At 63.4% G+C, this 23841-nt stretch carries 18 protein-coding genes and 3 pseudogenes; 11 read left to right on the forward strand and 10 right to left on the reverse strand.

Features of this window, described 5'->3' with window-relative positions; all coding sequences use genetic code 11:
- Positions 1-196 precede the first annotated feature (196 nt).
- Together AB5Y95_RS05795 and AB5Y95_RS05800 are read right to left on the reverse strand one after the other, a co-directional pair.
- A pseudogene (locus tag AB5Y95_RS05795) lies at positions 197-413 on the reverse strand (hypothetical protein); the annotation flags it as partial.
- Positions 414-477: 64 nt separating this feature from the next.
- Positions 478-1217: pseudogene (locus tag AB5Y95_RS05800) on the reverse strand (replication endonuclease); the annotation flags it as partial.
- 451 nt (positions 1218-1668) lie between these two features.
- On the opposite strand from AB5Y95_RS05800, the gene pheS reads away from it, so the two are divergent.
- From pheS to AB5Y95_RS05845, 9 genes and pseudogenes are all read left to right on the forward strand, one after another.
- Complete coding sequence (gene pheS / locus AB5Y95_RS05805; RefSeq protein ID WP_005300689.1) at positions 1669-2652, forward strand: phenylalanine--tRNA ligase subunit alpha; 984 nt, start codon at positions 1669-1671, stop codon at positions 2650-2652.
- Between the two features lie 12 nt (positions 2653-2664).
- Complete coding sequence (gene pheT, locus AB5Y95_RS05810) at positions 2665-5052, forward strand: phenylalanine--tRNA ligase subunit beta (protein ID WP_368159955.1); 2388 nt, start codon at positions 2665-2667, stop codon at positions 5050-5052.
- Between the two features lie 3 nt (positions 5053-5055).
- Entirely contained in the window at positions 5056-5352 is a 297-nt protein-coding gene (gene ihfA, locus AB5Y95_RS05815) for an integration host factor subunit alpha (RefSeq protein ID WP_005300715.1), read from the forward strand.
- Positions 5353-5406: 54 nt separating this feature from the next.
- Positions 5407-9351, forward strand: a complete 3945-nt coding sequence (locus AB5Y95_RS05820; RefSeq protein ID WP_368160068.1) for a transporter substrate-binding domain-containing protein — start codon at positions 5407-5409, stop codon at positions 9349-9351.
- A gap of 1 nt (position 9352) precedes the next feature.
- On the forward strand, positions 9353-10600 hold the full coding sequence (locus AB5Y95_RS05825; protein WP_368159958.1) for a response regulator: 1248 nt from the start codon (positions 9353-9355) through the stop codon (positions 10598-10600).
- A gap of 3 nt (positions 10601-10603) precedes the next feature.
- Positions 10604-11203 carry a GNAT family N-acetyltransferase gene (locus tag AB5Y95_RS05830; RefSeq protein WP_042006696.1) on the forward strand — a complete coding sequence of 200 codons (600 nt, stop codon included), beginning with the start codon at positions 10604-10606 and terminating at the stop codon, positions 11201-11203.
- Between the two features lie 66 nt (positions 11204-11269).
- Positions 11270-12061 (forward strand): annotated as a pseudogene (cobB, locus tag AB5Y95_RS05835) (Sir2 family NAD+-dependent deacetylase); the annotation flags it as partial.
- Positions 12062-12146: 85 nt separating this feature from the next.
- On the forward strand, positions 12147-12623 hold the full coding sequence (locus tag AB5Y95_RS05840) for a hypothetical protein (RefSeq protein WP_368159961.1): 477 nt from the start codon (positions 12147-12149) through the stop codon (positions 12621-12623).
- A complete protein-coding gene (locus AB5Y95_RS05845) occupies positions 12623-14272 on the forward strand; it encodes a diguanylate cyclase (RefSeq protein ID WP_368159964.1) in 1650 nt (549 codons plus the stop codon). Before AB5Y95_RS05840 ends, AB5Y95_RS05845 begins: the two co-directional genes overlap by 1 nt.
- Positions 14273-14356: 84 nt before the next feature.
- Here the strand turns inward: AB5Y95_RS05845 and AB5Y95_RS05850 are convergent, their stop codons facing one another.
- From AB5Y95_RS05850 to AB5Y95_RS05880, 7 genes are all read right to left on the reverse strand, one after another.
- Positions 14357-15361: a substrate-binding domain-containing protein gene (locus AB5Y95_RS05850; RefSeq protein ID WP_368159967.1), complete on the reverse strand. Its 1005-nt coding sequence runs from the start codon at positions 15359-15361 to the stop codon at positions 14357-14359.
- Positions 15361-16293, reverse strand: coding sequence for a ribokinase (gene rbsK, locus AB5Y95_RS05855; protein ID WP_368159970.1), 933 nt, complete (start codon positions 16291-16293; stop codon positions 15361-15363). Before rbsK ends, AB5Y95_RS05850 begins: the two co-directional genes overlap by 1 nt.
- Positions 16294-16400: 107 nt before the next feature.
- A complete protein-coding gene (gene rbsB, locus AB5Y95_RS05860; protein WP_010634030.1) occupies positions 16401-17276 on the reverse strand; it encodes a ribose ABC transporter substrate-binding protein RbsB in 876 nt (291 codons plus the stop codon).
- A 21-nt stretch (positions 17277-17297) separates the two neighbouring features.
- On the reverse strand, positions 17298-18263 hold the full coding sequence (gene rbsC, locus AB5Y95_RS05865; RefSeq protein ID WP_368159974.1) for a ribose ABC transporter permease: 966 nt from the start codon (positions 18261-18263) through the stop codon (positions 17298-17300).
- Positions 18260-19783, reverse strand: coding sequence for a ribose ABC transporter ATP-binding protein RbsA (gene rbsA / locus AB5Y95_RS05870; RefSeq protein ID WP_368159977.1), 1524 nt, complete (start codon positions 19781-19783; stop codon positions 18260-18262). Before rbsA ends, rbsC begins: the two co-directional genes overlap by 4 nt.
- Positions 19784-19803: 20 nt before the next feature.
- Positions 19804-20223 (reverse strand): D-ribose pyranase, encoded by a 420-nt coding sequence (rbsD, locus tag AB5Y95_RS05875; protein ID WP_368159979.1) that lies wholly within the window; start codon positions 20221-20223, stop codon positions 19804-19806.
- Positions 20224-20428: 205 nt separating this feature from the next.
- Positions 20429-21046, reverse strand: a complete 618-nt coding sequence (locus AB5Y95_RS05880) for a glutathione S-transferase family protein (protein WP_368159982.1) — start codon at positions 21044-21046, stop codon at positions 20429-20431.
- Between the two features lie 268 nt (positions 21047-21314).
- Between AB5Y95_RS05880 and AB5Y95_RS05885 the strand changes: the two genes are divergently transcribed.
- Both AB5Y95_RS05885 and AB5Y95_RS05890 read left to right on the forward strand, forming a co-directional pair.
- On the forward strand, positions 21315-22052 hold the full coding sequence (locus tag AB5Y95_RS05885) for a hypothetical protein (protein ID WP_026141063.1): 738 nt from the start codon (positions 21315-21317) through the stop codon (positions 22050-22052).
- Positions 22053-22124: 72 nt separating this feature from the next.
- Entirely contained in the window at positions 22125-22799 is a 675-nt protein-coding gene (locus AB5Y95_RS05890) for a DUF2987 domain-containing protein (RefSeq protein ID WP_368159984.1), read from the forward strand.
- 83 nt (positions 22800-22882) lie between these two features.
- Here AB5Y95_RS05890 and ttcA read toward each other — a convergent pair whose 3' ends face one another.
- Positions 22883-23791: a tRNA 2-thiocytidine(32) synthetase TtcA gene (gene ttcA, locus AB5Y95_RS05895; RefSeq protein WP_005300763.1), complete on the reverse strand. Its 909-nt coding sequence runs from the start codon at positions 23789-23791 to the stop codon at positions 22883-22885.
- Positions 23792-23841: the final 50 nt, after the last annotated feature.

Below are 23841 nucleotides of genomic sequence, written 5' to 3' on the forward strand. Positions count from 1 at the left end.
ATAACACGGTAGGGGTACCGTTTTGTTATCCGGTTTGAAGCCGTATGACCACTCCCTTTTGTGGGCAACTGTCAGGTGAATACCATCTCCATACAAGTTATGGTCTAAACCTTCGATACTTGGAAGCAAACAAGAGGTCCATCCTCGGGAACTCAGGTCTGTGCCTTCGTGCTTCCACGGTGGCTATGGCTTCTTATTAAACTTCTGCGCGGACTTGAAGGTGGTCAGCCACTACCGTGCAGTGCTGGCCGGTATGTAGGATTGAGCTGTTCGGCGGCGCCTGGGTTGGCGCGATCAGTTATGCTGCCTGGGGCAATCCAGAGGGTGCGGCCAGTGACGGCGCACCGGATGGTGCCGCTCTGGTCGATGGCCACAGGGGTAAGCCCGTCCACGATATGGCGGCTACCAATAGTACTCTTCCCGGTTGACGGTCTGTTTGCTGTTCATGTTGATACCCACTCCTCGCTGTAGTCGTCCGCCCGTCTTAACCCCAACCCCCCTCGCTGCTTTCCTGGCTTCATGGATGCCGGCGGGCACAATTTCCCACCCTTGCAGGCGGGTCTTGATGCCCAGGCGAGCGGAGGTAATGCCCATCAGGCGCTTAATGTCTTCGCCATAGCTGTTGGCCTGCTCCTCGATGAGGCGGGCCAGCTTGATGGGATGCTCGGCACGGGTGGCCAGTGCACCGCCCATGGTGTGCAGGTAGCAGCGAAAGATGCCGTTATCTGCGGCAAAGCGAGCTGCCTCAAAACGCGGGTCTTGCAGCACTGGCTTGGGGGGGCCACCAGAACGGCATTCTTCTTGGCGTTGCTGATGCGGCGCAGCTCGCGCCATACACCGACCGGGGCGCCTCCGATCTGCTGGAAGGTGCGAATGCCCCACCAACTGGCCCAGGCCACGGCATGCAGGGCGCCTTCATCAGCAGCGGTGCCGGCTTCTTCGTCATCGTCCAGGTAGGCGCCGTCGATGTTCTTGGCAATGTATTTGGCGATATAGCCCGCGGCATCCCCCTTGGCCGGGGCTATCTCTTTCCAGTCAAAGCGGGGTGTGAAGTCGGTAAAGGGTGGGGCGCCCTTGATATTCCGTACCCGCTCGTCGTGGTCATCGGTCAGGGCATAGCGTTACAGAATGCCGATCACCCAGGCCCAATATTGCGGGCACATAAACAGCAGCAGGTGCCAGTGCGGGGTGCCGTCGTGGTGGCGCTCTCAGATCCGAGAGGGGGAGGGTACTTATCTGCTTTGAGTAAGCAAGAAGGGCGCATTTCACAAGCCAATCAAGGGGTGGGGCCAGGTTCCAGCTCGGGTTGTCTCGGCGCTTGCCGGTATCGAGCCGGGCAGAATCGATGGTTTGTCAACGCCTTTCCTTTGCACGCGATGTAAGCGGCATCCGCGCTCAATCTGTGCTGTCCGGCCTCGATGGACAAACGAATGAATGTCGCGGGGGTGGCGATATTTCAAGCATTTCATATGCCAACAAACAAGAGATATTGATCACCAATCGAGCAAGTAACGGGCTCTGGTTGAAATCATCCTTGATAACAAAATGATTTGTAGGGAGAAAAGGGCACCTTAACTATGGTCAGTGAAGGGGCTTTTTTTGTATTATTCCCCTCTTGACCTTATTTAGCCTAAAGGCTCCTGTACCGGGAGTGGTGACGAGGAAGACATGCAACAGCTTGAAGAAGTAGTCGGCCAAGCCAGGGCCGAAATTGAGGGCGTAAGCGACATCGCCGCCCTTGACGAAATCCGGGTCAAATATCTGGGTAAAAAGGGCTTTTTTACCGAGCAGATGAAGGGCCTGGGCGCCCTGTCCGCTGAAGAGCGTCCCGCCGCGGGCGCCGTGATCAACCAGGCCAAACAGCAAGTGCAGGATGCCCTGAACGGGCGTCGTGAAGCCCTCGAAGTTGCCGTGTTGAACCAGAAGCTGGCCGCCGAGACTATCGACGTCAGCCTGCCGGGCCGCCGCATCGAGAATGGCGGTCTGCACCCGGTGACCCGCACCATCGAGCGCATCGAGCGCCTGTTTGGCGAGATGGGCTTCAAGGTTGCCCGTGGTCCCGAGATTGAAGATGGCTTCCACAACTTCGATGCGCTGAATATCCCGGCGCACCACCCGGCGCGTACCGATCACGATACCTTCTACTTCAATCCTGATCTGATGCTGCGTACCCACACCTCGGGCGTGCAGATCCGCACCATGGAGCATCAGCAGCCGCCGATCCGCATCATAGCGCCGGGCCGCGTCTATCGTAACGACTACGACATGACCCACACCCCGATGTTCCACCAGGTCGAAGGCCTGCTGGTTGACGAGCATGCCAGCTTCACCGAGCTCAAGGGCATCCTGCACGACTTCCTGCGCAACTACTTCGAGGAAGACTTGACCATTCGCTTCCGTCCTTCCTATTTCCCGTTCACCGAGCCGAGCGCCGAAGTGGACGTGATGGGCAAGAACGGCAAGTGGCTGGAAGTGCTGGGTTGCGGCATGGTGCACCCGAACGTGCTGCGTTCGGTCGGCATCGATCCGGAAAAATACTCCGGCTTTGCCTTCGGCATGGGCGTTGAGCGCCTGACCATGCTGCGTTACGGGGTCAACGACCTGCGTGCCTTCTTTGAAAACGACCTGCGCTTCCTCAAGCAGTTCAAGTAAGGGCGAGAGAACATGAAATTCAGTAAATCCTGGGTGATGGAGTGGGTCCGCACCGAGTTGAGTGACAACGCACTGGCCGAGCAGATCACCATGGCCGGTCTGGAAGTGGACGCCGTGGAAGCGGTGGCTGGCCAGTTCAACAACGTGGTGGTGGGTGAAGTGGTCGAGTGCGCCCAGCATCCGGACGCCGACAAGCTGCGGGTGACCAAGGTCAACGTGGGCGAAGAAGAGCTGCTGGACATCGTCTGCGGAGCGCCAAACTGCCGCCAGGGCCTCAAAGTGTGCGTGGCCAAGGTCGGGGCGACCCTGCCGGGTGATTTCACCATCAAGAAAGCCAAGCTGCGCGGCCAGCCGTCTCACGGCATGCTCTGCTCCTTCAGCGAGCTGGGTATCGACGTCGAGGCCGATGGCATCATCGAGCTGCCGCTTGACGCCCCCATCGGCACCGATATCCGCGACTACCTCGCGCTCAACGACGTCAGCATCGACGTGGATCTGACCCCGAACCGTGCCGACTGCCTCGGCATCGCGGGTCTGGCCCGTGAAATCGGCGTGCTCAACAGTGTGGACGTGGTCGAGCCGACCTGGACCCCTGCTGCTGCCACCATCGACGCTACCTTCCCGATCCGGGTTGAAGCGCCGGCAGATTGCCCCCGTTATCTCGGCCGCGTCATCAAGGGGCTGAACCTGCACGCCCAGAGCCCACTCTGGATGCAGGAGAAGCTGCGCCGTGGCGGCATCCGCTCCATCGACGCCATCGTCGACATCACCAACTATCTGCTGCTGGAATACGGTCAGCCGATGCACGCCTTCGACCTGGCGACGCTTGAAGGGGAACTGGTGGTGCGCCGCGCCAAGGCCGACGAGCCGATGACTCTGCTCGATGGCAACGAGGTGAAGCTCAAAGAGACCACGCTTGTTATCGCAGACGCCCAGGGCCCTGCCTGCATGGCCGGCATCTTCGGCGGCGATCGCACCGGTGTCTCCGAGAACACCACCGACATCCTGCTGGAGTGCGCCTTCTTCGCGCCGCTCTCCATCACCGGCCGTGCCCGTGCCTACGGTCTGCACACCGACTCCTCCCACCGCTTCGAGCGCGGCGTCGACCCTGAGCTGCAGGCCAAGGTGATGGATCGTGCCACCCGTCTGCTGCTGGATATCTGCGGTGGTGAAGCGGGTCCGGTCATCGAGGTCAAATCCGATGATCATCTGCCCAAGGCTGCCCCCATCAAGCTGCGCCGTGCCAAGCTCGACAAGGTGATCGGCATCAGCGTGGCGGATGCGCAGGTGGTCGAGATCCTGACTCGCCTGGGCATGCAGGTGACCGTGGATGCCGACGGCTGGACCGCGCTGGCTCCCTCCTGGCGTTTCGATATCGCCATCGAGGAAGATCTCATCGAGGAAGTGGCCCGCATCTACGGCTACAACAACATCCCGAATCTGAAACCCGCCGCATCTCTGGCGATGGTGGAGCAGGCAGAAGGGCAGGTGACCCTGAAGCGGGTGCGCGACCTGCTGGTCGATCGCGGCTTCCAGGAAGCGATCACCTACAGCTTCGTCGATCCCAAGGCTCAGCAGACCCTGTTCCCGCAGAGCGATGCCATCGTGCTGCCGAACCCGATCTCGGTCGAGATGTCCGCCATGCGCGTCTCTCTGTTCCCGGGTCTGGTGCAGGCGGTGGTCTACAACCAGAACCGTCAGCAGCCGCGGGTGCGCCTGTTCGAGCAGGGCCTGCGCTTCATCAAGGACGAAAATGCCGAGAACGGCATCCGTCAGGAGCCCATGCTGGCCGGCATCATCACCGGCAACCAGAGCGACGAACACTGGGACATCAAGAGCCGCGCTGCCGACTTCTTTGATCTGAAAGGGGATCTGGAAGCTGTGCTGGATTTGACCGCCGAAGGGGCTACCTTCACCTTCGAGCGTGCCGAGCACAGTGCCCTGCACCCGGGCCAGAGCGCGTCGATCCTGCGCAATGGCGAGGTCATCGGCCACATCGGCGTGATCCACCCGAGCCTCGAGAAGAAGCTGGGCCTCAAGAGCCGCGCCGTGATGTTCGAGCTGGAGCTGGACAAGCTGACCCCGGCCAAGGTGCCGGTTGCAGCCGAAGTTTCCCGCTTCCCGGCCAACCGTCGCGACATCGCCGTGGTGGTTGATGTTGCGGTTCTGGCCGGCGATGTGCTGGCAGTAATTAAAAAAGTTGGCGGAAATCAGGTAGTTGGAATAAACTTGTTTGACGTATACCAGGGTGCTGGTATGGCCGAGGACAAGAAGAGCCTGGCCATTAGTCTTGTTCTGCAAGACACCCAGCGCACTCTGGAGGAGAAAGAGATTGCCGAGACCGTAGACAATGTCGTGCGGGCCCTTGGTGAAGAGTTGAATGCATCCTTGAGGGATTGATCTATGGCGCTTACCAAAGCCGACATTGCAGAGCACCTGTTCACCCAGCTCGGGATGAGCAAGCGTGAAGCCAAAGATATGGTGGAAGCCTTCTTTGAAGAGATCAGACAAGCGCTTGAGCGTGGTGAACAAGTCAAGATTTCAGGCTTCGGTAACTTTGATCTTCGTGAGAAGAACCAGCGTCCAGGACGTAACCCGAAAACCGGCGAAGATATTCCCATCAGCGCCCGGCGGGTGGTCACCTTCCGCCCTGGTCAGAAACTCAAGGCCAGGGTCGAAAATGTTGAACCCAACGAGTGACAAAAAGCCAGGCAACCGCCTGGCTTTTACTTTTTCATGATAAAAACCAGTCTTTTGCTAGGTCTGCTGCTGGCCGCGCCACTGCAGGCGATGGATCTGCCTCTCTCCACGACCGCCAAGGCATTTGCCGATGCCACCCAGTCGCTGACCATCTGTTATCCGGCGCTCATCAGGCCGCCTTATCTCGATGAGTCGGGAGGGCTGCTGGTCGATCAGATGGAGCGACTGGCCGAACAGCTCCCCTTTCCGCTCATCTATCAGAAGCTGCCCAACTGGTCTGCCGTGCGCAGCGGATTGCTGGAGGGGCGCTGCGATCTCATTCCCAACGTGGGCCCCTCCCTGGAGGCCCTGCCCGGGATGGCGCTCAGTCGTGCCATGCTGGAGGCCGAGTCCGCCATCCTCTATCGCGGCGAGCTGGGGCAGGCCAGGTTTCTGGTCTCGCCCATCTGGCAGGCGAACGAGGTGCTGCGGGCCCTCTATCCCCATTCAACCCAGCAGCCCCTGACCGAGGCGGACAACTGGTACGCGGCGCTGGCGGCGGGCAAGGGGACGGCCTACCTCGGCGACTACCTGCAGCTGCGTTACCTGATGCGCGAATACCCGGACACCGGGCTGCGGCTGAGGCGCCTGCGCAGCGACGAGCTGGTGGTGAGCTACCGGCTGATGATGCGGGACAAACCGGCACTGCGCGAACTGATCGACACCGCCATCCGCTACCTGCCGCCGGGCTCCCTCTATCAGGATCTCGACCGCTACCTGGCGCAGGGGGAGCAGGACATCAACCCGCTCCACTTCACCGACAAGGAGCAGGCCTGGCTGGTCGGCACCTCCAGCGCCATCAAGCTGGTGGTCAACCCGGATCTGATGCCCTACAGCGGCCTCGACGAGCAGGGCGATCTCAAGGGGTGGAGCGCGGACGTGCTGAAACTGGTGAGCCAGCAGACCGGGCTCAACTTCCACGTGATCCCCACCGCCAGCCGGGAAGAGGCGCTGGCCAAGCTGCAAAGCGGCGAGGCGGACATGATGGTCGGCCTGCTGGAGACGCCGGCCCTGACCGATGCCTTCGACTTCACCCGGATCATGGCGGTCAGCCGTTATGCCCTGGTGAGCCGCAAGACCCAGCCGTTCGAGACGCTGGCGGCGGTGAAGGGCAGGATAGTGGTGCCCGCCACCCTCTATGACGAAGAGATGCTGACCCGCCTGGAGGGCGAACATCGTTGGCGCAAGAGCGACACCCTGGCAGCGGGGATTGCGGCGGTACAGAGCGGAGCGGCCGACGCCATGCTTGCCGAGCTCTATCAGCTGCAATACCCGCTTCGCAACAACCAGCTGGATGGGTTGGAGGTGCGGGAGCTGCCGCAGCGTTTCGGGTTGGGGTTTGCCATCAGTCGGCACAGCCCCAGGCTTGCCGGGGTGATGGAGCAGAGTCTGATGACCCTCACCGGCAAGCAGAATGACGATCTCAAACTGCGCTGGCACCGGCTGGTACTGACCCAGCAGGCCGGGGTCAGCTACGGGATCTGGCTGGGTTCGGTGTTGCTGGCGCTGCTGATCAGTGCCGGTGTCATCTGGCTGATCTGGCGCTCGCGCCAGCAGCTGGCACGGGAGGTGAGTCAGCGCCAGGAGATGGAGCAGACTCTGGCACTGGAGAGCCAGTTCCGGGAGTCCCTGTTCCAGGCGCTGCCGGTGCCCGTGTTCCTGCGGGACAATCAGGGCGAGATCATCAAGCGCAACAAGCAGGCCAAGCGGCTGGAGGCCCGCTACCTGGCGGAGTTGCACTTGCCGCAGGCCCAGTTGCAAGAGAGCGAGGGGGAGATGGCGCTGGGTGATCAGGTCTACTCCTACGCCCAGATCCCGCTCCAGCTCGGCAAGCAGTCGCCGGCGGGGGATCTCATCGCGCTCTCCAACATCAGTGCCCTGCGCGAGCGCACCCGCTTGTTGCGCCAGGCCGAGCGGCGCCTGCGGGCGCTGACCAACACGGTGCCCGGCGTGGTGATCCAGTTCCTGCTGCACGAGGAGGGGATCCGTCAGGTGGAGTTCATCAGCCGCGGCAGCTATGAGCTGCTGGGGCTGGCCAGCCAGCAGATCCGCCGCAATCCGGGCGAGGCGCTGGGACGGCTGGCACCGCAGGACAAGGTCGAGATGCAGCAGCCCATGCGCGAGATGCTGCAGGCCGGCCAGCCCTTCTCCTATGCCCTGCGCTACCAGCATCCGCTCAAGGGTACCCGCTGGCTGCAGTTCTACGGCCGGGGGCGCAGCCTGCCCGAGCAGGGGTGGCGGGTATACGGGGTGGTGCAGGATGTGACGGCGCGGGTCGAGCAGGAGCAGGCGCTGCAGGCCTCTCATGAGCGGGCCGAGCAGGCCGTGCTGGCCAAGGGGCGTTTCCTCGCGGCGGTGAGCCACGAAATTCGCACCCCCATGAACGCCATCCTGGGGCTGCTGGAGTGGATCAGCCACACCCCCCTCAATGCCGAACAGCACTCTGCGCTCTCCCATGTCAGGCAGGCGGGGGACGAGCTGCTGGGCCTGCTCAACGACGTGCTCGATTTCAGCCGCAACGAGAACCGGCAGCTGGCGCTCTCGCCCCAGCCCACCGATCTGGTGGACTTGTGCGAGCATGTGGCTGCCGTGCACTGGTCCAAGGCCCGCTCCAAGCGGCTGCAACTGCGGCTGGATCTGGATCACCGACTGCCCGCTCAGGTGGAGCTGGATCCCCATCGGGTGCAGCAGGTACTGCACAACCTGCTGGCCAATGCCATCAAGTTCAGCAGCCGTGGCGAGGTGGTGCTGTGGGCCCACCGGGACGGCACCCAGCTGTTGTGCGGGGTGGATGACGAGGGGCCCGGCATCAGTGCCGAGCTGCTGCCGCGCCTGTTCCTGCCCTTTGAACAGGGTGGGGAGGAGGGGCAGCCGCGGGCCCAGGGGACCGGGCTCGGGCTTGCCATCTGTCGCCAGCTGATGGAGCAGATGGGGGGAGAGATCCGGGTCGAGCCGCGCACAACTGGCGGCAGCCGCTTCACCTGTGCATTGCCGCTGGTGTTGCTGCAGGAGATGCCGCGCTGGCGCCCGCGGGTGAGCAGCGTCCATGTGGCACTCGACGGGGCGGAGCGGGACTATCTGCTGCCCTGGCTCGGCGAGCTCGATCTGCCGGACGATCCGGCCGGCCCGGTGCTGAGCGCCCGCCAGGATGAACAGGGGCTGCGCTACTGGGACTGGCAGGGCGAACCCTGGGTGCCGGGCTCGGTGGTCAGCTTGATGCAGCCGCGGCTGGTGCCCTCCGCCCAGGGCGTGATCACGCAGCCGGGGCAGGGGATGCGGGTGCTGCTGGTTGAAGATCACGAGGTGAACCGGGTATTGATCAGCATGCAGCTGACCCAGCTGGGGGCCCAGGTGATCAGCGCGGCCAACGGCCAGCTGGCGCTCGACATGCTGCAGCACGAGACGGTCGATCTGGTGCTGACCGATCTGCAGATGCCGGTGATGGACGGAGCCGAGCTCTGCCGCCGACTGCGAGACACCCCGCGCTGGCAACATCTGCCCACCTACGTGATCACCGCCGATCTCAGCGAGCCGGCGGCGGCGCAGCTGGCCAGCTGCGGTTGTCGTGGTCATCTGGACAAGCCGCTGCTGCTCAAGGATCTCGCCAATCTGCTGCGCACCCTGGGGGACCCCGCACCCGAGCCGAACCCGGAGCAGAAGGCGGCAGCGCCTGCTTCTTGGTCAGAAGCCCAGATGCCGCTGCTCACCCCCGAGCTCATCTCCCTCTATCTGGAGGCGACCGGCCAGGATCTGGCCGACATTGAGCGCTGTGTCACACAAGCAGACGAGATGGCACTGGAAGCCGCTTTACACAAGATGAAGGGGGCCGCCAAAATGGTGGGCGCGACCCCGCTCGTCCAGGTGATTGAACAGTGGAAACGGGATCCACGGCAACCCCTGCTACCCCCGCTGCGGCAAGCTCTGGACGAGGTGTGCCGGCGACTACGTGAGAGGCTCTGACATGATCATCACAGATGAAGAGTTACTGGCCTTGCTGAACTCGGAAGAGACGGATGAGCGCCTGTTCCACCCCGTGACCATCTATGCCCTGGACGGGGTTGCCTATCGGGCGGCAAAAGCCGTCGAACTGCCGGAATTTGCCACCCTGCGCCGCACCCGGCCCGATGCCTGCTGGCAGTGGGAAGGGCTGTTTGCCGCCGGTGCCATCGCCCTGTTCGATCCCGACTCCCACGCTGGTGCCGACTACCTGCCGCAATTGACAGCGCAGGCGGAGGGGATCTATCGCCTCACTGATGACTGGCTGGCGGGGGTCAATGGCCGCTATCTGGCGTGGCAGGAGTGGCTGGCCCAGACCCAGGTGTTGTTGCTGGAGGATCACCCGTTTCAGGGGGCCCACATTCAGCAGGAGATCAGGGGACTGGGATTGCCCTGTCAGTGGGTGCAGGATGGCAATGCCTGCATCAAGGCGCTGGCCGGTGGCGAGATCAAGCTACTGGTGAGCGATCTCAGCCTGGTGGATCAGGATGCCATCAGCCTGCTGATGAGCCAGCCCCAATACCAGCACAGCGGCCTGCCCATCGTGCTGCTCTCCGCCCACGACCAGACCCTGATCGACGGCGCCCGCCGCCTGCTGCACGATGCCGGGTTCAACGTGCTGGCGGCCCTGGCCAAGCCGCTGCTGGCCGACGATCTGCTGAGCCTGCTCAAGGGGCTTTATCTGTGGCCGCAGCGTCAGCGCCGCCTGAGCGGACTGCGCCGTACCATCCGCACCTGGCAGGGGGAGGAGAAGGGGTTGCTCGGACTCTTGTCCGATCCCCCGTCTCCCTTGCCCATCTGGCTGGCGGTGACCGGTTTGCCGCCGCGCTGGGAGCTGGTGCGCGAATGGCTCGTCCAGCGGGGCAGGGAGCCTGGCGAGCTCACCCTGCTGATCCACCGGCGCGACCACCTGCTGAGCCAGGCGGAGCGTTTTGCCCTGGTGCTGCAGGCCAGTCTGGCGGGGGCACGGCTCGCCCTGCTGCTGGACAACGATCAGCACATTCCGTTCGACTTGCTGGAGCGGATGCCGCTGCAGCACCTGCTGTTGGGGCAGAGCCTGCTGCCGAGCCTGGAGGCCATGACCCCGGACTCCCTGCTGGGGCGTTTCATCAACCGAGCCAGAGAGCTTGGCATCGCCCTCTATCTGGACGATCCCTTCAATCTGCTCGACCACAGTCTGTGGCGCGATCGCGGCATGGCGGGGCGCTGGTAGAGGGTGGCCCGCTACCTCTGCTGGCCGCCGGACGAAGCCCGGCTGCGGCGTTCCCTGGCCGGCTGGCTTCATCCCCGTACCCGCGCCGACCTGCCGCTGATGATGGAGGTCGGGGGCGTTCCCTGCCGTTTGCAGGAGCTGGCGGGGGCCGATCCCGCCCGCATCCGGACGGCTTATGACGAACTCGGCGAGCAGAGCGTCTACCTGCGTTTCATGCGCGCCAAACAGAGGTTGAGCGACGAGCAGCTCGCCTTCTTCCTCGATTACCCCAGGGAACACCAGATCGGCCTGCTGCTGACCGACGGCCAGGGGCGGCCGCTGGCCCAGGCCCAGTCCATCCGGCGGCGGTTGCACCCGGATCGGGCCGAGTTCTCCTGCATCGTCGCCGATCACTTCCAGCACAGAGGGGCGGGGCGGCGCATCCTGCTGGCGCTGGCCTTGCTGGCGCGAGGCGAGGGGATCCGCGAATGGACGGCGGAGGTGCTGCCCCAGAATCGCCCCATGCTGGCGCTGCTGCGCGGGCTGGGCCTGCCGCTCACCCTGGTGACGGGGCGGGAGCTGGTGTTCGTGCGACTCGATTTGAGCGTGCTCGACACCCTGTAACCGCATCATAAGACCAAGGGCGAATAGGCCGGTTTTTCACCCTGTGCTAAGGTCAGCCAGAGAGCTAGCCAGAGGGAGTCAGTCATGGTGCAGTCAGCGAAACACATCGTCATTCTTACCGGTGCCGGGATCTCGGCCGAGTCGGGCATCAAGACCTTTCGCGCCTGTGACGGTCTGTGGGAGGAGCACAGGGTGGAGGACGTGGCGACGCCGGAGGGCTATGCCCGGGATCCGGAGCTGGTGCAGGGCTTTTACAACTCTCGCCGTCATCAGCTGCAGCAACCCCACATTCACCCCAATCCGGCCCACTATGCGCTGGCCCGGCTCGAGCGCCTGCTGCCGGGCTGCGTCACCCTGGTGACCCAGAACATCGACAACCTGCACGAGAGCGCCGGCAGCAAGAACCTCATTCATATGCACGGTGAGCTGCTCAAGGCGCGCTGCCCAGGCTCGGGCCAGGTGATCGAGTGGCGCGGCGATCTCCATCAGGAGGAGCTGTGCACCTGCTGCCAGTTTCCCCAGCCGCTGCGCCCGCACGTGGTCTGGTTCGGCGAGATGCCGCTCGGGCTGGATCGCATCTACGGCGCGCTGGCCCAGTGCGATCTCTTCATCTCCATCGGCACCTCTGGCGCCGTCTATCCGGCGGCCGGTTTCGTGCACGAAGCGGGATTGAACGGAGCCCATACCATAGAGCTCAACCTGGAGCCGAGCGAAGTGGGCAGCCAGTTTGACGAGAAACGCTACGGTCCGGCCTCGTTGCTGGTGCCGGCCTATGTGGATGAGCTGCTGCAACGCTGCGGCGTGCACCAGCCGGCGCAGATCGAGGGGCACAACTGGATGGAGATGCGCGGCCCCTAGCTATTGTGCATCAGCACAGTTGCAATGAACCGGTGAAATCGCCACACTGGCAGCCAAAAAATGGGACGCAGTTGGCGCAACTTACATGATCACTCTCAAGCAATGGATCGCTTTTTCCCTCCTGATGCTGGCCTGTGCTGGCGCATCGGCACAGGCCTCCCTGATGACCCTGGTGTTGCCAGACGGCCAGCCAGTGGCCCTCGATGAGGCGACCCTCTCCGCCTTGCCACAGACCGAGTTTACCACCACCACCCCCTGGACCCAGGGCGCCCACCACTATCGCGGGCCGACCCTGGCAACCGTGCTGGCGGCGCAAGGGATCCAGGATGCCCGCAAGATCGCCGTCTCGGCCCTCAACGGTTATCAACAGGTGGTGGATCTGGCCCTGTTCGACGGCGTGCCGCTGACCCTGGTGCGTGCGGAGGACGGCAAGCCGCTGATCCGGCGCAACAAGGGGCCGCTCTGGTTGCTCATCCCGTTTACCAGCTATCCCAAACTGGACGTGCCCGCCATCCACAACTGCATGGTGTGGCAGGTGACCCGCATCGAGATCGTCGATTGATGGGGCTATCCCGCCACAAACTGCTGCTGGTGGCGGTCTCGCTGCTGTTTCTGCTCTCGTCGGGCAGCAGCCTCTATCTGCAGCATCGCCAGGAGCAGCTGGTCGATACCTTCTACCGCAACATCCACTGGAACATCAGCCAGGTGATGCTCGAATCCCAGCGTTTTCTCGCCGATCTGCGGCTCTATCGGGTCGGCCAAGTGGAGATGGAGACCCTGAGCCTCGATTACGATCTGCTGTGGAACCGGCTCGACATCTTTCTCATCAGCAGTGAAACCGCCGAGGCGCGTGAGCGGCACGGGCTTGGCAGGGCGCTGGCCGGACTGTTCGAGCAGATCAAGCGGCTCGAGCCCCAGATGGCGGCAGGGGAGCTGCGGGAAGGGGCCCAACTCGCCCGCCTGCAGGAGGCGATCGCCAGCCAGACCCGGCTCATCGAGCAGATAGGCAACCAAATCCTCTCCGGTCAGGAGCGGGAACGTTCGGTGAGCCAGATCCGCAGCAGCCTGTTCTGGCTGCAGATCTGGCAGCTGATCCTGCTGCTGACCGGCGGCGCCCTGGTGGCCGCCCTCATTCGTGCCAACCTGGCGAATCGCCGGCTCGCCCTGCTCGACCCCCTGACCCGGCTTGGCAACCGCCGGGCCCTGCAGGAGCAGCTCTCCCGCGCCCTGTATGCCGGCGAGGTGAGCGCCCTGGTGGTGCTCGATCTCAAACGCTTCAAGCAGGTCAATGATCTGCTCGGCTATCAGGTCGGTGATCGGCTGTTGCAGACGGTGGCCGACAAGCTGCAGCAGGCCCACGGCAGTCACGCCTACCGGCTCGGTGGTGACGAGTTCGCCGTGGTGCTGACCACGGCGGACGGGACGCTGGAAGCGCGCATCCACCAGCTGATGAACCTGCTCCACTTCGAGTTCGTGACCCGGGAGTGCAGCTTCGAGCTGGCCTGCCGGCTCGGGGTGGCCAGAGCGCAGCAGCAAGATGCCGGCCGGCTGCTGGATCAGGCCATCCTGGCTCTCAATCAGGCCAAGCGCAGCCAGGAGGGGGATATCAGCTGGTTTGCGCCGGCCATGCTGCAGCAGTTGCAGTTGACCCAGCACCAGCTGCATCAGCTGCGCGACTGGCTGGCCGGGCGCGAGCCGGCGCCGCTGCGGGTGGCACTGCAGGCGATGACGGATGAACAGGGCAACGGCCTGTGGCAACTGGCGCTCTACTGGCAAGAGCAGGGCACGCCCTGTCCTATGCGCTGGCTGCAGGAGTGCGGCGTGCTGGGCCCCGTGCTGGCCCGGCTGCTGCAGGCGCACGAGACGCTGCGTGGCGATGGTCGTGCCTTGTTGGTCCCGCTCGACAACCAGGCTCAGCTGGCCCAGGTGCTGGCCTGTCTGCCGGGCACATCTCGCACGCCGCTGGTGCTGCTGGTGCCGGCACTGCAACCGGATACTGCCTTGCTGGCGGGATTGCGGCAGCAGGGTTGCACCCTGGCGCTCAGAGACATTGGCAGCGCCACCCCGGCGCAGCTGGCGGCCGGTTGGCCTGTGCGCTACTGGTTGCCGCAGGATGATGAACATGGCGAGTTGTTGCAGCCGCTGGCCCGGCGACTGGGGCTGGTGCAACTGCAGGTGCTGGCGGGCGGTGAGGCAAGGCAGCTGGCCTGAGAGCCAGCAAGGATTGAGCTGAGCAAAGATGAAACGAAACAAGGCGACCCTAGGGTCGCCTTGTTTTTTTATTGTACGTGTATGTCAGGAGCGGGGGGCGCAGGAATCTCTGATCACCAGATCTGGGTCGACGGTGATCAGGTGGTCCGCCAGCACCTCACCGTTGATGCGTGCCAGCAGCCGGGTGACGGCGAGGCGGCCCAGCTCCTCTTTCGGCTGGTTGACCGTGGTGAGCGGCGGCGACATGAATTCGGCCAGCGCCACGTTGTCATAGCCGACGATGGAGAGATCCCGCGGGATCACCAGTCCCGCCTGATGCGCGGCGCTGATGGCCCCCATCGCCATCATGTCGTTGCAGACGAACAGCGCGCTGGGACGCTCGGGCAGCGCCAGCAGACGGCGCATCGCTTGATGGCCGCTGGCGCAGTCAAAGTCCCCCTCCTGAACCCAGTGCGGATTGACGGTGAGCCCGGCCTCCTGCATCGCCTGCTCGAAGCCCGCCTGCCGCTGGTTGGCGGGGGCGCGGCTGTGAGGGCCGGTGATGCAGCCGATGGCGGTGTGACCCAGCCCCAGCAGGTGGCGGGTCGCCAGATAGCCGCCGCGATGGGAGTTGTCGGCGATGAGGTCCACGTCGGCACTCTCCATCCCCCAGTCCATCACCACTACCGGCAGGCTTTTGAGCCAGTCGAGCTGGTTGAACACCTCCTGCTGTCCCTCGCTGCACATGATGAGCAGACCGTCGACCCGCTTGCGCAGCATCATCTTGAGGTAGGAGAGGGCGGTCTCGGCCTGCCCCTCGGTGTTGCCCAGCATCAGGTTGTAGCCCTGCTCGAAGCAGTAGCGCTCCACCCCGCGTACCACCTCGGCGAAGAAGGGGTTGCTGGAGGTGGTGACCAGCATGCCGATACTGTTGGTTTCCTTCACCTTGAGGCTGCGGGCCACCAGGCTCGGGGCATAGTTGAGATCGCGCATGGCGGCGAAGACCCGCTCGCGGGTCTCCTCGGCGACGAAACGGGTCTCGTTGATGACGTGGGAGACAGTGGTGGTCGACACCCCCGCCAGCGCCGCCACATCCTTGATATTGGCCATCAGTGCCCCTGCGCAGTCTGCTCAAGCAGGAAGGCGTCGACCTCCTGCTTGCTCGGGATGGAGCTCTGGGCACCAAACCGGGTGACGGAGAGCGCCGCGGCGCCGTGGGCAAAGCGCACGGCCGCGTTAAAGTCGGCGCCGGCGAGCTCGGCCGCCAGCAGGGCGCCGTTGAAGGTATCGCCGGCCGCCGTGGTGTCCACTGCTTTCACCCGAAAACCCGGGATGAGCGCTTGTTGCTGCCCCTTGCTGCAATAGACCCCTTGCGATCCCAGGGTGATCATCACCTCTTCGATGCCCATCTGGTGGAAACGGGCGGCAGCCTTTGCCGCGCTCGCCTCGTCGGTGACCTTGACGCCGGTCAGCAGCTCGGCTTCGGTCTGGTTGGGGGTGATGAGATCCACCAGTGCCAGCAGTTCGCTCGAGAGCGGGCGAGCGGGGGCGGGGTTGAGCACCACCCGGGTGCCGTGGGCACGGGCCAGGCGGGCGGCTTCCAGCACACTCTCCAGCGGGACTTCCAGCTGCAGCAGCAGGGTGTGGGCATCGGCGATCATCGCTTCATGGCCTTTCACCACGGATGGGGTGAGGGCGCCGTTGGCTTCGGCTGAGATGCCGATGCTGTTCTCCCCCTCATCGCTCACATAGATGATGGCGATCCCGGTGGGGAGCTTGGGGTCGAGCTCGACGGCGCTCACGTCGATGCCGTCTTTAGCAAAGCCGGTCTTCATCTGGTGGCCAATGGCGTCATCGCCGATGCGGGCGATAAAGGAGACTTGTGCACCTAACCGGGCGGCGGCCACCGCCTGGTTGGCGCCCTTGCCACCGGGCACCACTTGATAGCTGTGGCCGGTCAGGGTTTCACCTGGGCGAGGAAAGTGGGGAACGCGCAGCACGTGGTCTGCATTGACACTGCCCAGAACGACGAGACGATTCATGTTGAGTACTCCTGATGCATCTTGGCATGGACACGAAAGCCGGATCCAGGCCGGGAGGCACCGTAAACCTTGAGTGAAAAGGGGGAGGCGAACCTCCCCCCATCAACTTACTTGCTGACCACTTGCAGCGGAACTGGGATGGATTTTTCCACCGGCTGGCCCTTGAGCACCTTGTCGGCGGTTTCCACGCCGATGGCGCCAATCAGGGCGGGCTGCTGGGCCACGGTGGCGGCCAGTTTACCCTTGGCCACGGCGGCCTTGCCATCGTCGGTGCCGTCGAAGCCGACGATCATCACCTCTTTGCCGGCGGCCTGCACGGCGCGGATGGCACCCAGCGCCATCTCGTCGTTCTGGGCGAACACCGCCTGCACGCTCGGGTGAGCGGCCAGCAGGTTCTCCATGACGTTCAGACCCTTGGTGCGGTCAAAGTCGGCGGGCTGGGAGGCCAGCACTTCCAGCTTGTTGGCGGCCACGGCCAGGGCAAAGCCTTCGCCGCGGTCACGGGCGGCGGAGGTGCCGGCGATCCCTTCCAGCTGGATCACCTTGGCACCGGCACCCAGCTTCTGGGTGATGAAATCGCCGGCCAGTTTGCCACCCGCCACGTTGTCGGAGGCGATGTGGGCCTTGACGTCACCCTGCGCCGCGCCGCGGTCCAGGGTCAGCACCGGGATGTTGGCCTTGTTGGCGAGGCGAATGGCGTTGCCCACCGCTTCGGAGTCGGTCGGGTTGATCAGGATGGCGTTGACCTTGCGCACGGTGAGATCTTCCATGTTGGAGAGCTCCTTGGCCGGGTCATTCTGGGAGTCCAGCACCACCAGCTCGTAGCCAAGCTCCTTGGCCTTGGCTTCGGCCCCTTCCTTCATGGTGACGAAGAAGGGGTTGTTGAGGGTGGAGACCACCATGGCCAGGGTGTGATCGGCGGCCTGGGCGGTGCCCAGCACGGACATGATGGCGGCAGCGAGCAGGGTATTGAGCTTTTTCATCATTTCATTCCTTGTGTGTGCTTACTTGCTTTTGTTATCGATCATCACGGCGAGCAAAATCACGCTGGCCTTGGCGATCATCTGGTAATAGGACGAGACGTCGAGCAGGTTGAGGGCATTGTTGAGGAAGCCGATGATGAGCGCCCCGATCAGGGTACCCATGATGCGGCCCTTGCCCCCCATCAGGCTGGTGCCACCCAGCACCACGGCGGCGATGGCATCCAGCTCGTACCCCATGCCGGCGGTCGGCTGGGCGGAGGAGAGGCGGGAAGTGACGATGAGCCCGGCCAGTGCCGACAGCATGCCGCACAGACCATACACCGCGAGCTTCACCCGGTCCACATTGATGCCGGAGAGGCGGGTGGCCGATTCGTTGCCGCCCAGGGCATAGATGTAGCGACCCAGGCGAGTGTGGTTGAGCATGAACCAGGCCAGCAGGAAGACGATGGCCATCAACCAGATGGGCACCGGCAGACCGAACAGGTAACCGGTACCCAGCCAGGCGAAGTGATCGGCGCCGTCACTGAAACCGGTGGAGATGGGGCGCCCCTCGGTATAGACCATGGTGACGCCGCGCAGGGCGGTCATGGTGACCAGGGTGGCGATGAAGGCCTGCACCTTGCCCTTGGCAATGATGAGGCCGCTGATGCCGCCAAGCAGGGCGCCGGCCCCCAGGGTGAGGGGGATCACCAGCATGATGGGCAGCTCCATGGCCACCATGGTGGCGGCCAGGGCGCCGCACAGGGCCAGTACCGAGCCGACCGAGAGATCGATGCCGGCGGTGAGGATGACCAGGGTCATGCCGACCGCCATGATGGCGTTGACCGAGGTCTGGCGCAGGATGTTGAGCAGGTTGTCGGCGGTGAAGAAGTTCGGGCTCAGGAAGGAGACCACGCCGATCAGCACCAGCAGGGCCACCAGCGATTTATTCTCGATCCACCAGGCCTTGCTCATGATGCCGCGGCGGGGAAGGGTTTGGGTTGTCATTGTGCTGCCTCTTGCTCTGCTTGCCACTGTTTACCGACGGCGGCCGCCATCAGTTTCTCCTGATTGGCGTCCCGGGTATTGAACTCTGCGCTGATGCGCCCTTCGTGCATCACCAGGATGCGGTCACTCATGCCGAGCACTTCCGGCATCTCGGAGGAGACCAGGATGATGCTCATCCCCTCCTTCTTGAACTGGTTGATGAGCTGGTAGATCTCCTTCTTGGCCCCCACGTCCACGCCGCGGGTCGGTTCGTCCAGGATGAGGACCTTGGGCCGGGTCAGCAGCCCCTTGGCGATGGCCACCTTCTGCTGGTTGCCACCGGAGAGCAGCTTGATGAGCTGGTCCTGGCTCGGGGTCTTGATGTTGAACAGGCGCACATAGTCGCCCACCGCCTGGCGCTCGGCCTGGCCGTCAATCTTGCCGCCGCGGATGAACTCGCCGAGGGCGCACAGGCTCATGTTTTCGCGCACCGACAGCTCCAGCACCAGGCCATCGCCCTTGCGATCCTCGGAGATGTAGGCGATGCCGGCGGTCAGGCCATCGGCCGGGCTTCTGGGGACCAGCGCGTGACCATCCACCGACACCTGGCCGGCGCTGATGGGGCTGGCGCCGTAGATAAGCTTCATCAGCTCGGTGCGGCCGGATCCCATCAGGCCGCTGAAGCCCAGAATTTCACCCTGACGCAGGGAGAAGCTCACCCCGCGCACGCCGGGGCCGGCCAGATCCTTGACCTGCAGGCTGACCGGGCCGAGCTCGCGCACCAGACGCGGGTACTGCTCTTCCAGTCGGCGGCCCACCATCATCTCGATGATCCTGTCTTCGTCGAGCTCGCTCACCGCCTGCTCGCCGATCCACTTGCCGTCGCGCAGCACAGTGACCCGATCGCAGATCTCGAAGATCTCTTTCAGGCGATGGGAGATGTAGACGATGCCGCAGCCCTGCTCACGCAGCTCGCGGATAACCTTGAACAGCTGCTCGGTCTCGGTGTCGGTCAGCGCATCGGTGGGTTCGTCCATGATGATGACGCTGGCATCGAACGACAGCGCCTTGGCGATCTCCACCATCTGCTGTTCACCGATGGAGAGACTCCCGAGCCGGGTATCCGGGCCGTGTTTGACGCCAAGTCGTGCCAGCAGGGTGCTTGCCCGTTCGCGCAGCTGCTTGTGGTCGATGCTGCCAAAGCGGGTACGCGGTTCGCGGCCGAGGAAGATGTTGGCGGCAATGGAGAGCTCCGGCAGCAGGTTCAGCTCCTGGTGGATGATGCTGATCCCCTGATCCTGGGAGTCGCGGGGCCCTTTAAAGTGAACCGGCTCACCGCGATAGCTGATGCTGCCGGCATCGGCCTGATAGATGCCGGTCAGTACCTTCATCAGGGTGGATTTACCAGCGCCGTTTTCGCCGAGCAGGGCCATTACCTGACCCGGGTAGACCTTGAGGCCTGCCTCATCGAGCGCCCGCACGCCGGGGAAGGTCTTGACGATCCCGGTGAGCGACAGAATGGGCGAGGGGGTTGTACTCATGGCTGATTCCTTGAAAAGGCTTAAAACGCCACGCCGGCGCAGAGAATGAGGTTGGCGTAGGGGGTCACTTCGCCGCTGCGCACGATGGCCTTGCTCTGGTGGGAGCGAGCCTTGAATTCTTCGTGCAGGCAGTACTCGATGGTGATGGGCTTGCCCTGGGCGGCGGCGTGCGCCTCCAGCTGATCCACCAGCGCCTGATGGGCGGCGGGGCTGATCTGCTTGATCTCGCTAGCCATGATCACCTTCTCCACCACCAGGTCGGTGAGCAGGGCGGTCAGCACGGTGCCAAGTCTCGGCGTCCCCGCCATCAGCGCCAGATCGATGCGCTCGGGGCCCGCCGGAATGGGCAGGCCCGCATCGCAGACGGTGATCTCGTCGGTGTGGCCCATCCTTGCCACCAGGGCACTCAGGGGAGCATTGAGCAGTACGCCTCGTTTCATACAGCACCTCGGCAGGCTATGCCCGCGTATCTGATGTTAGCTAGGCAACCGGTTACGCAACCGGTTGCGTCATGAAGTGGAAGATAGGCGTTCAGGCGTTCTGGATCCACCAGGAGATGGCAGAAATGTGAAAACGATCTCAATGGCGAGGGGAAAGCGGGGAAAAAAGGTGCCAGAAGAGCACTGGCACCCGCAACGAGAGGAATTAGAGGGCGAGCCCTTGTTGCACGCCGGGGCGTGCCAGCATGCGCCGATAGTGATCCGTGACCTTGGAAAAGTCGCTGATGGCCACCCCGTCGCCCTCGAGCCAGCTCGCCACCACGAACAGGTAGATATCGGCCAGGCTGAACCGCTCCCCCAGTACCCAGGGGCCGGCCAGATAGTGGCGCTCTATCTCGGCAAAGCCCTCACGCATGTTGTGCGGCACCTTGGCCTGCATGGCGGCGATGGCCTGCGGGTCATCGGCCCAGCGGCTACCACGCCGGCCGTGGGCGTGGGCGACGTGCACGGTGGCGGCGAGAAAACCGTGCACCTCCTGCATGCGGGCCAGCAGGAAGGGGTCGTCCAGCGGTGCCAGCCCGGCATTGGGAAAACGCTGCGCCACATAGAGCAGCAAGGCCGGGGTTTCGGTGAGCACACCGTGCTCGGTGACAAGAGCCGGCACTCGGCCCTTGGGGTTGATGGCCAGATAGGCGGGGGAGTGCTGCTCGCCGGCCGCCAGATCCAGCCGTTTGACAACGTGAGGGGCACCGGCTTCGGTGAGGGCGATACGCACGGCCATGGCGCAGGTGCCGGGCGCGAGATAGAGGGTCAAATCAGACATGAACATCTCCTTGTGAAGCGCGTGTCCCCTGTGATCCCGGGTGGGGCGGGGCGCGCAAAAAAATCCGCACTGTCGCCTGGCATCCTACGCCCCTGGTGGCCGTCGGCCAAGGAGGGGATCCTGGCCTGGACTATGGGGGCTGATGAAATCAAAGGCTTTTTGAGCACAGCCGCGCGGGAAAAACGGCTACGCATACCGGGTCAAATCGCTATAATGTGCTCCCTGAATAGCGGTCTTTCGGATGTTGGATAGTCAATTGAGTAACAAAATGCGGATAGGTGGTTCCCTCGAACAGTCCCTGAGCCAGGGATATCGTCTCGACCTCAAGGGGGTATTACAGGAGAGCTGGCAACAGACACGGCGCACCGGGTTCGGCCTGCTGCTGGCCATCGTCGGGGTAACGGCTATCTGGATACTGTTGAGCAACACCCTGCTCGCCCCCTATGTCAATCAGGAAGGGGGAATGGACGTGGCCCTGGTGCTGAGCCTGCTCATCACCGTCATCATGTCGCCGATGACCTCTTCCCTCGACATGCTGGGGTTGCAGCAGTCGGTGGGGGTGCGTGCCCGGCCGAGCCAGGTGTTCGACTTCTTTCGCCACTTCCTGCGCCTTGGCAGCCTGAGCCTGCTCGGCAGCCTCATCACCAGCCTGTTCGGCCCGCTGTTCGAGCTGGTGGGGCTGCCGGTGATGCTGGCCTTCATTCCGTCGGCCCTGATCGGCATGGGGCTGGTGTTTACCGTACCGCTGGTGCTCGAGCGCGGCCTGTCGCCGGCGCAGGCCATCCTGGTCTCCCTCAAGCTGTTTGCCCGCGGCTGGCCCAGCATAGTGTTGCTGCACGGGGTGATGATGGCGCTCTTCTTCCTGGCGCTGATCCCCATGGGGCTGGGGCTTATCTGGGTGGCGCCGCTCTATTTCAACTGCAAGGGGATCCTCTACCGGGATCTGTGCGGGGTGGCGGTCGAAGTGACCGAGGTGAGCCAGGGCCCCGATCATTTCAACGCCTGACGGGTATGCAGGGCGTCAGACAACAGCAACAGATAGCGGCGCGTGCAGATGCGTGATGCAAAAGGATGGCATATGAACAATCGATACGGGATGGCCGCGCTGCTGATGGCGCCCATGCTGGCAGTGGCGCAGCCCTCCCTCGAACTGCAGTACGGCACCTTCTACAGCCAGATGAAGACCTTCGCCAAGGGGGAGTTTGGCCACGCCAGGCTGGGCTTTTATCTGACCGATCCGCAAAATGGCCGGCGCTGCCAGCTCACTTCGGCCAGGGTCTCGACCCTGGATCGGGACGTGATGGCTGAGGTGACCATCGACAGCGAATTGCGATTGCCCTATGACGACGACCTGAATCTCGACAAGGCAAGCGTGGTGGTGGGGCTCACCGAGCCTCATGCAGCCTGCGATCTGTCGGTGCAGGTGATGGCTGACGTGCCGCCGCCGGCAGACAGTCGGTGGGAGCTCAAGGTGAGCGAGCTGACAGGGCGCCAGCACGACATGCAGAGCCTGCTGGAGAAGCTGGCCGGCGTGGTCGGCAAATATTTCCTGCCCGAGATGACGGGGGTGAGGGTCAGTTTGGTGCAGCCAAACGGCACCGCTTACCTCATCGATGGTGCCCGCCAGCTGCCGCTGCCCTGGCAGGAGGGACAACTGCTGTTGAGCAATGCCCAGCTGGCGGAGTTTGCCGAGGGCAAGCTGCAGCTGCAGGGAGAGATCCTGCGACTGACCCCCTGGCTGCACAAGGGCTGATTGATTCCGGGCTGCCAGCTGGCCGGCATAAAAATAAAAAAGGAGCGCCTAGCGCTCCTTTTTTCATTGGTGATGGTGAGGGCTTAGCGCACCTCAATCACGTCCAGCATGTCCATCTCGTCGATGTCCAGCAGCGGTGCCTTGGGCAGTTCGGGCGGATCAAACGCCTTGTCGCCGCCGTCGATGATGCCGGAGTCGCGGTTGATGCTCTTGAAGTCAAACAGCTTGTGATCGAGCAGGTGGCTCGGGATCACGTCCTGAATGGCGGTGAACATGGTCTCGAGACGACCCGGGAAGCGGCGATCCCACTCCTGCATCATCTGCTTGATGGCCTGGCGCTGCAGGTTCTCCTGGGAGCCGCACAGGTTGCACGGGATGATGGGGAAGGCCTTGACCTCGGCATAGCGCACCAGGTCCTTCTCCTTGCAGTAGGCGAGCGGGCGGATCACCACGTTCTTGCCGTCGTCGCTCACCAGCTTGGGCGGCATGGACTTGAGCTTGCCGCCGTAGAACATGTTGAGGAACAGGGTCTCGAGGATGTCGTCGCGGTGGTGGCCCAGGGCAATCTTGGTGCAACCCAGCTCCTGAGCGGTGCGGTAGAGAATACCGCGGCGCAGGCGGGAGCAGAGGGCACAGGTGGTCTTGCCCTCCGGTACCTTCTCCTTGACGATGGCGTAGGTATCTTCTTCGACGATCTTGAAGTCGATGCCAAGGGTGCTCAGGTATTCGGGCAGCACGTGCTCGGGGAAACCGGGCTGCTTCTGATCCAGGTTGACCGCCACCAGATCGAAGTGGATGGGGGCGCTGGCCTTCAGGCTCATCAGAATGTCGAGCATGGCGAAGCTGTCCTTGCCGCCGGACAGGCACACCATGACCTTGTCACCCTCTTCAATCATGTTGAAGTCGGCGATGGCCTGACCTACGTTGCGCCGCAGGCGCTTCTGCAGTTTGTTGAAACTGTATTTTTCTTTGGCGTTAAGCTCTTCTAGCATGACCTGAAACCCGGGACAAAAATAAGCGGCTTATTATAGCCATGTCCCGG

Source organism: Aeromonas sp. R5-3 (assembly GCF_040908225.1).
Taxonomy (GTDB): Bacteria; Pseudomonadota; Gammaproteobacteria; order Enterobacterales; family Aeromonadaceae; genus Aeromonas; species Aeromonas dhakensis.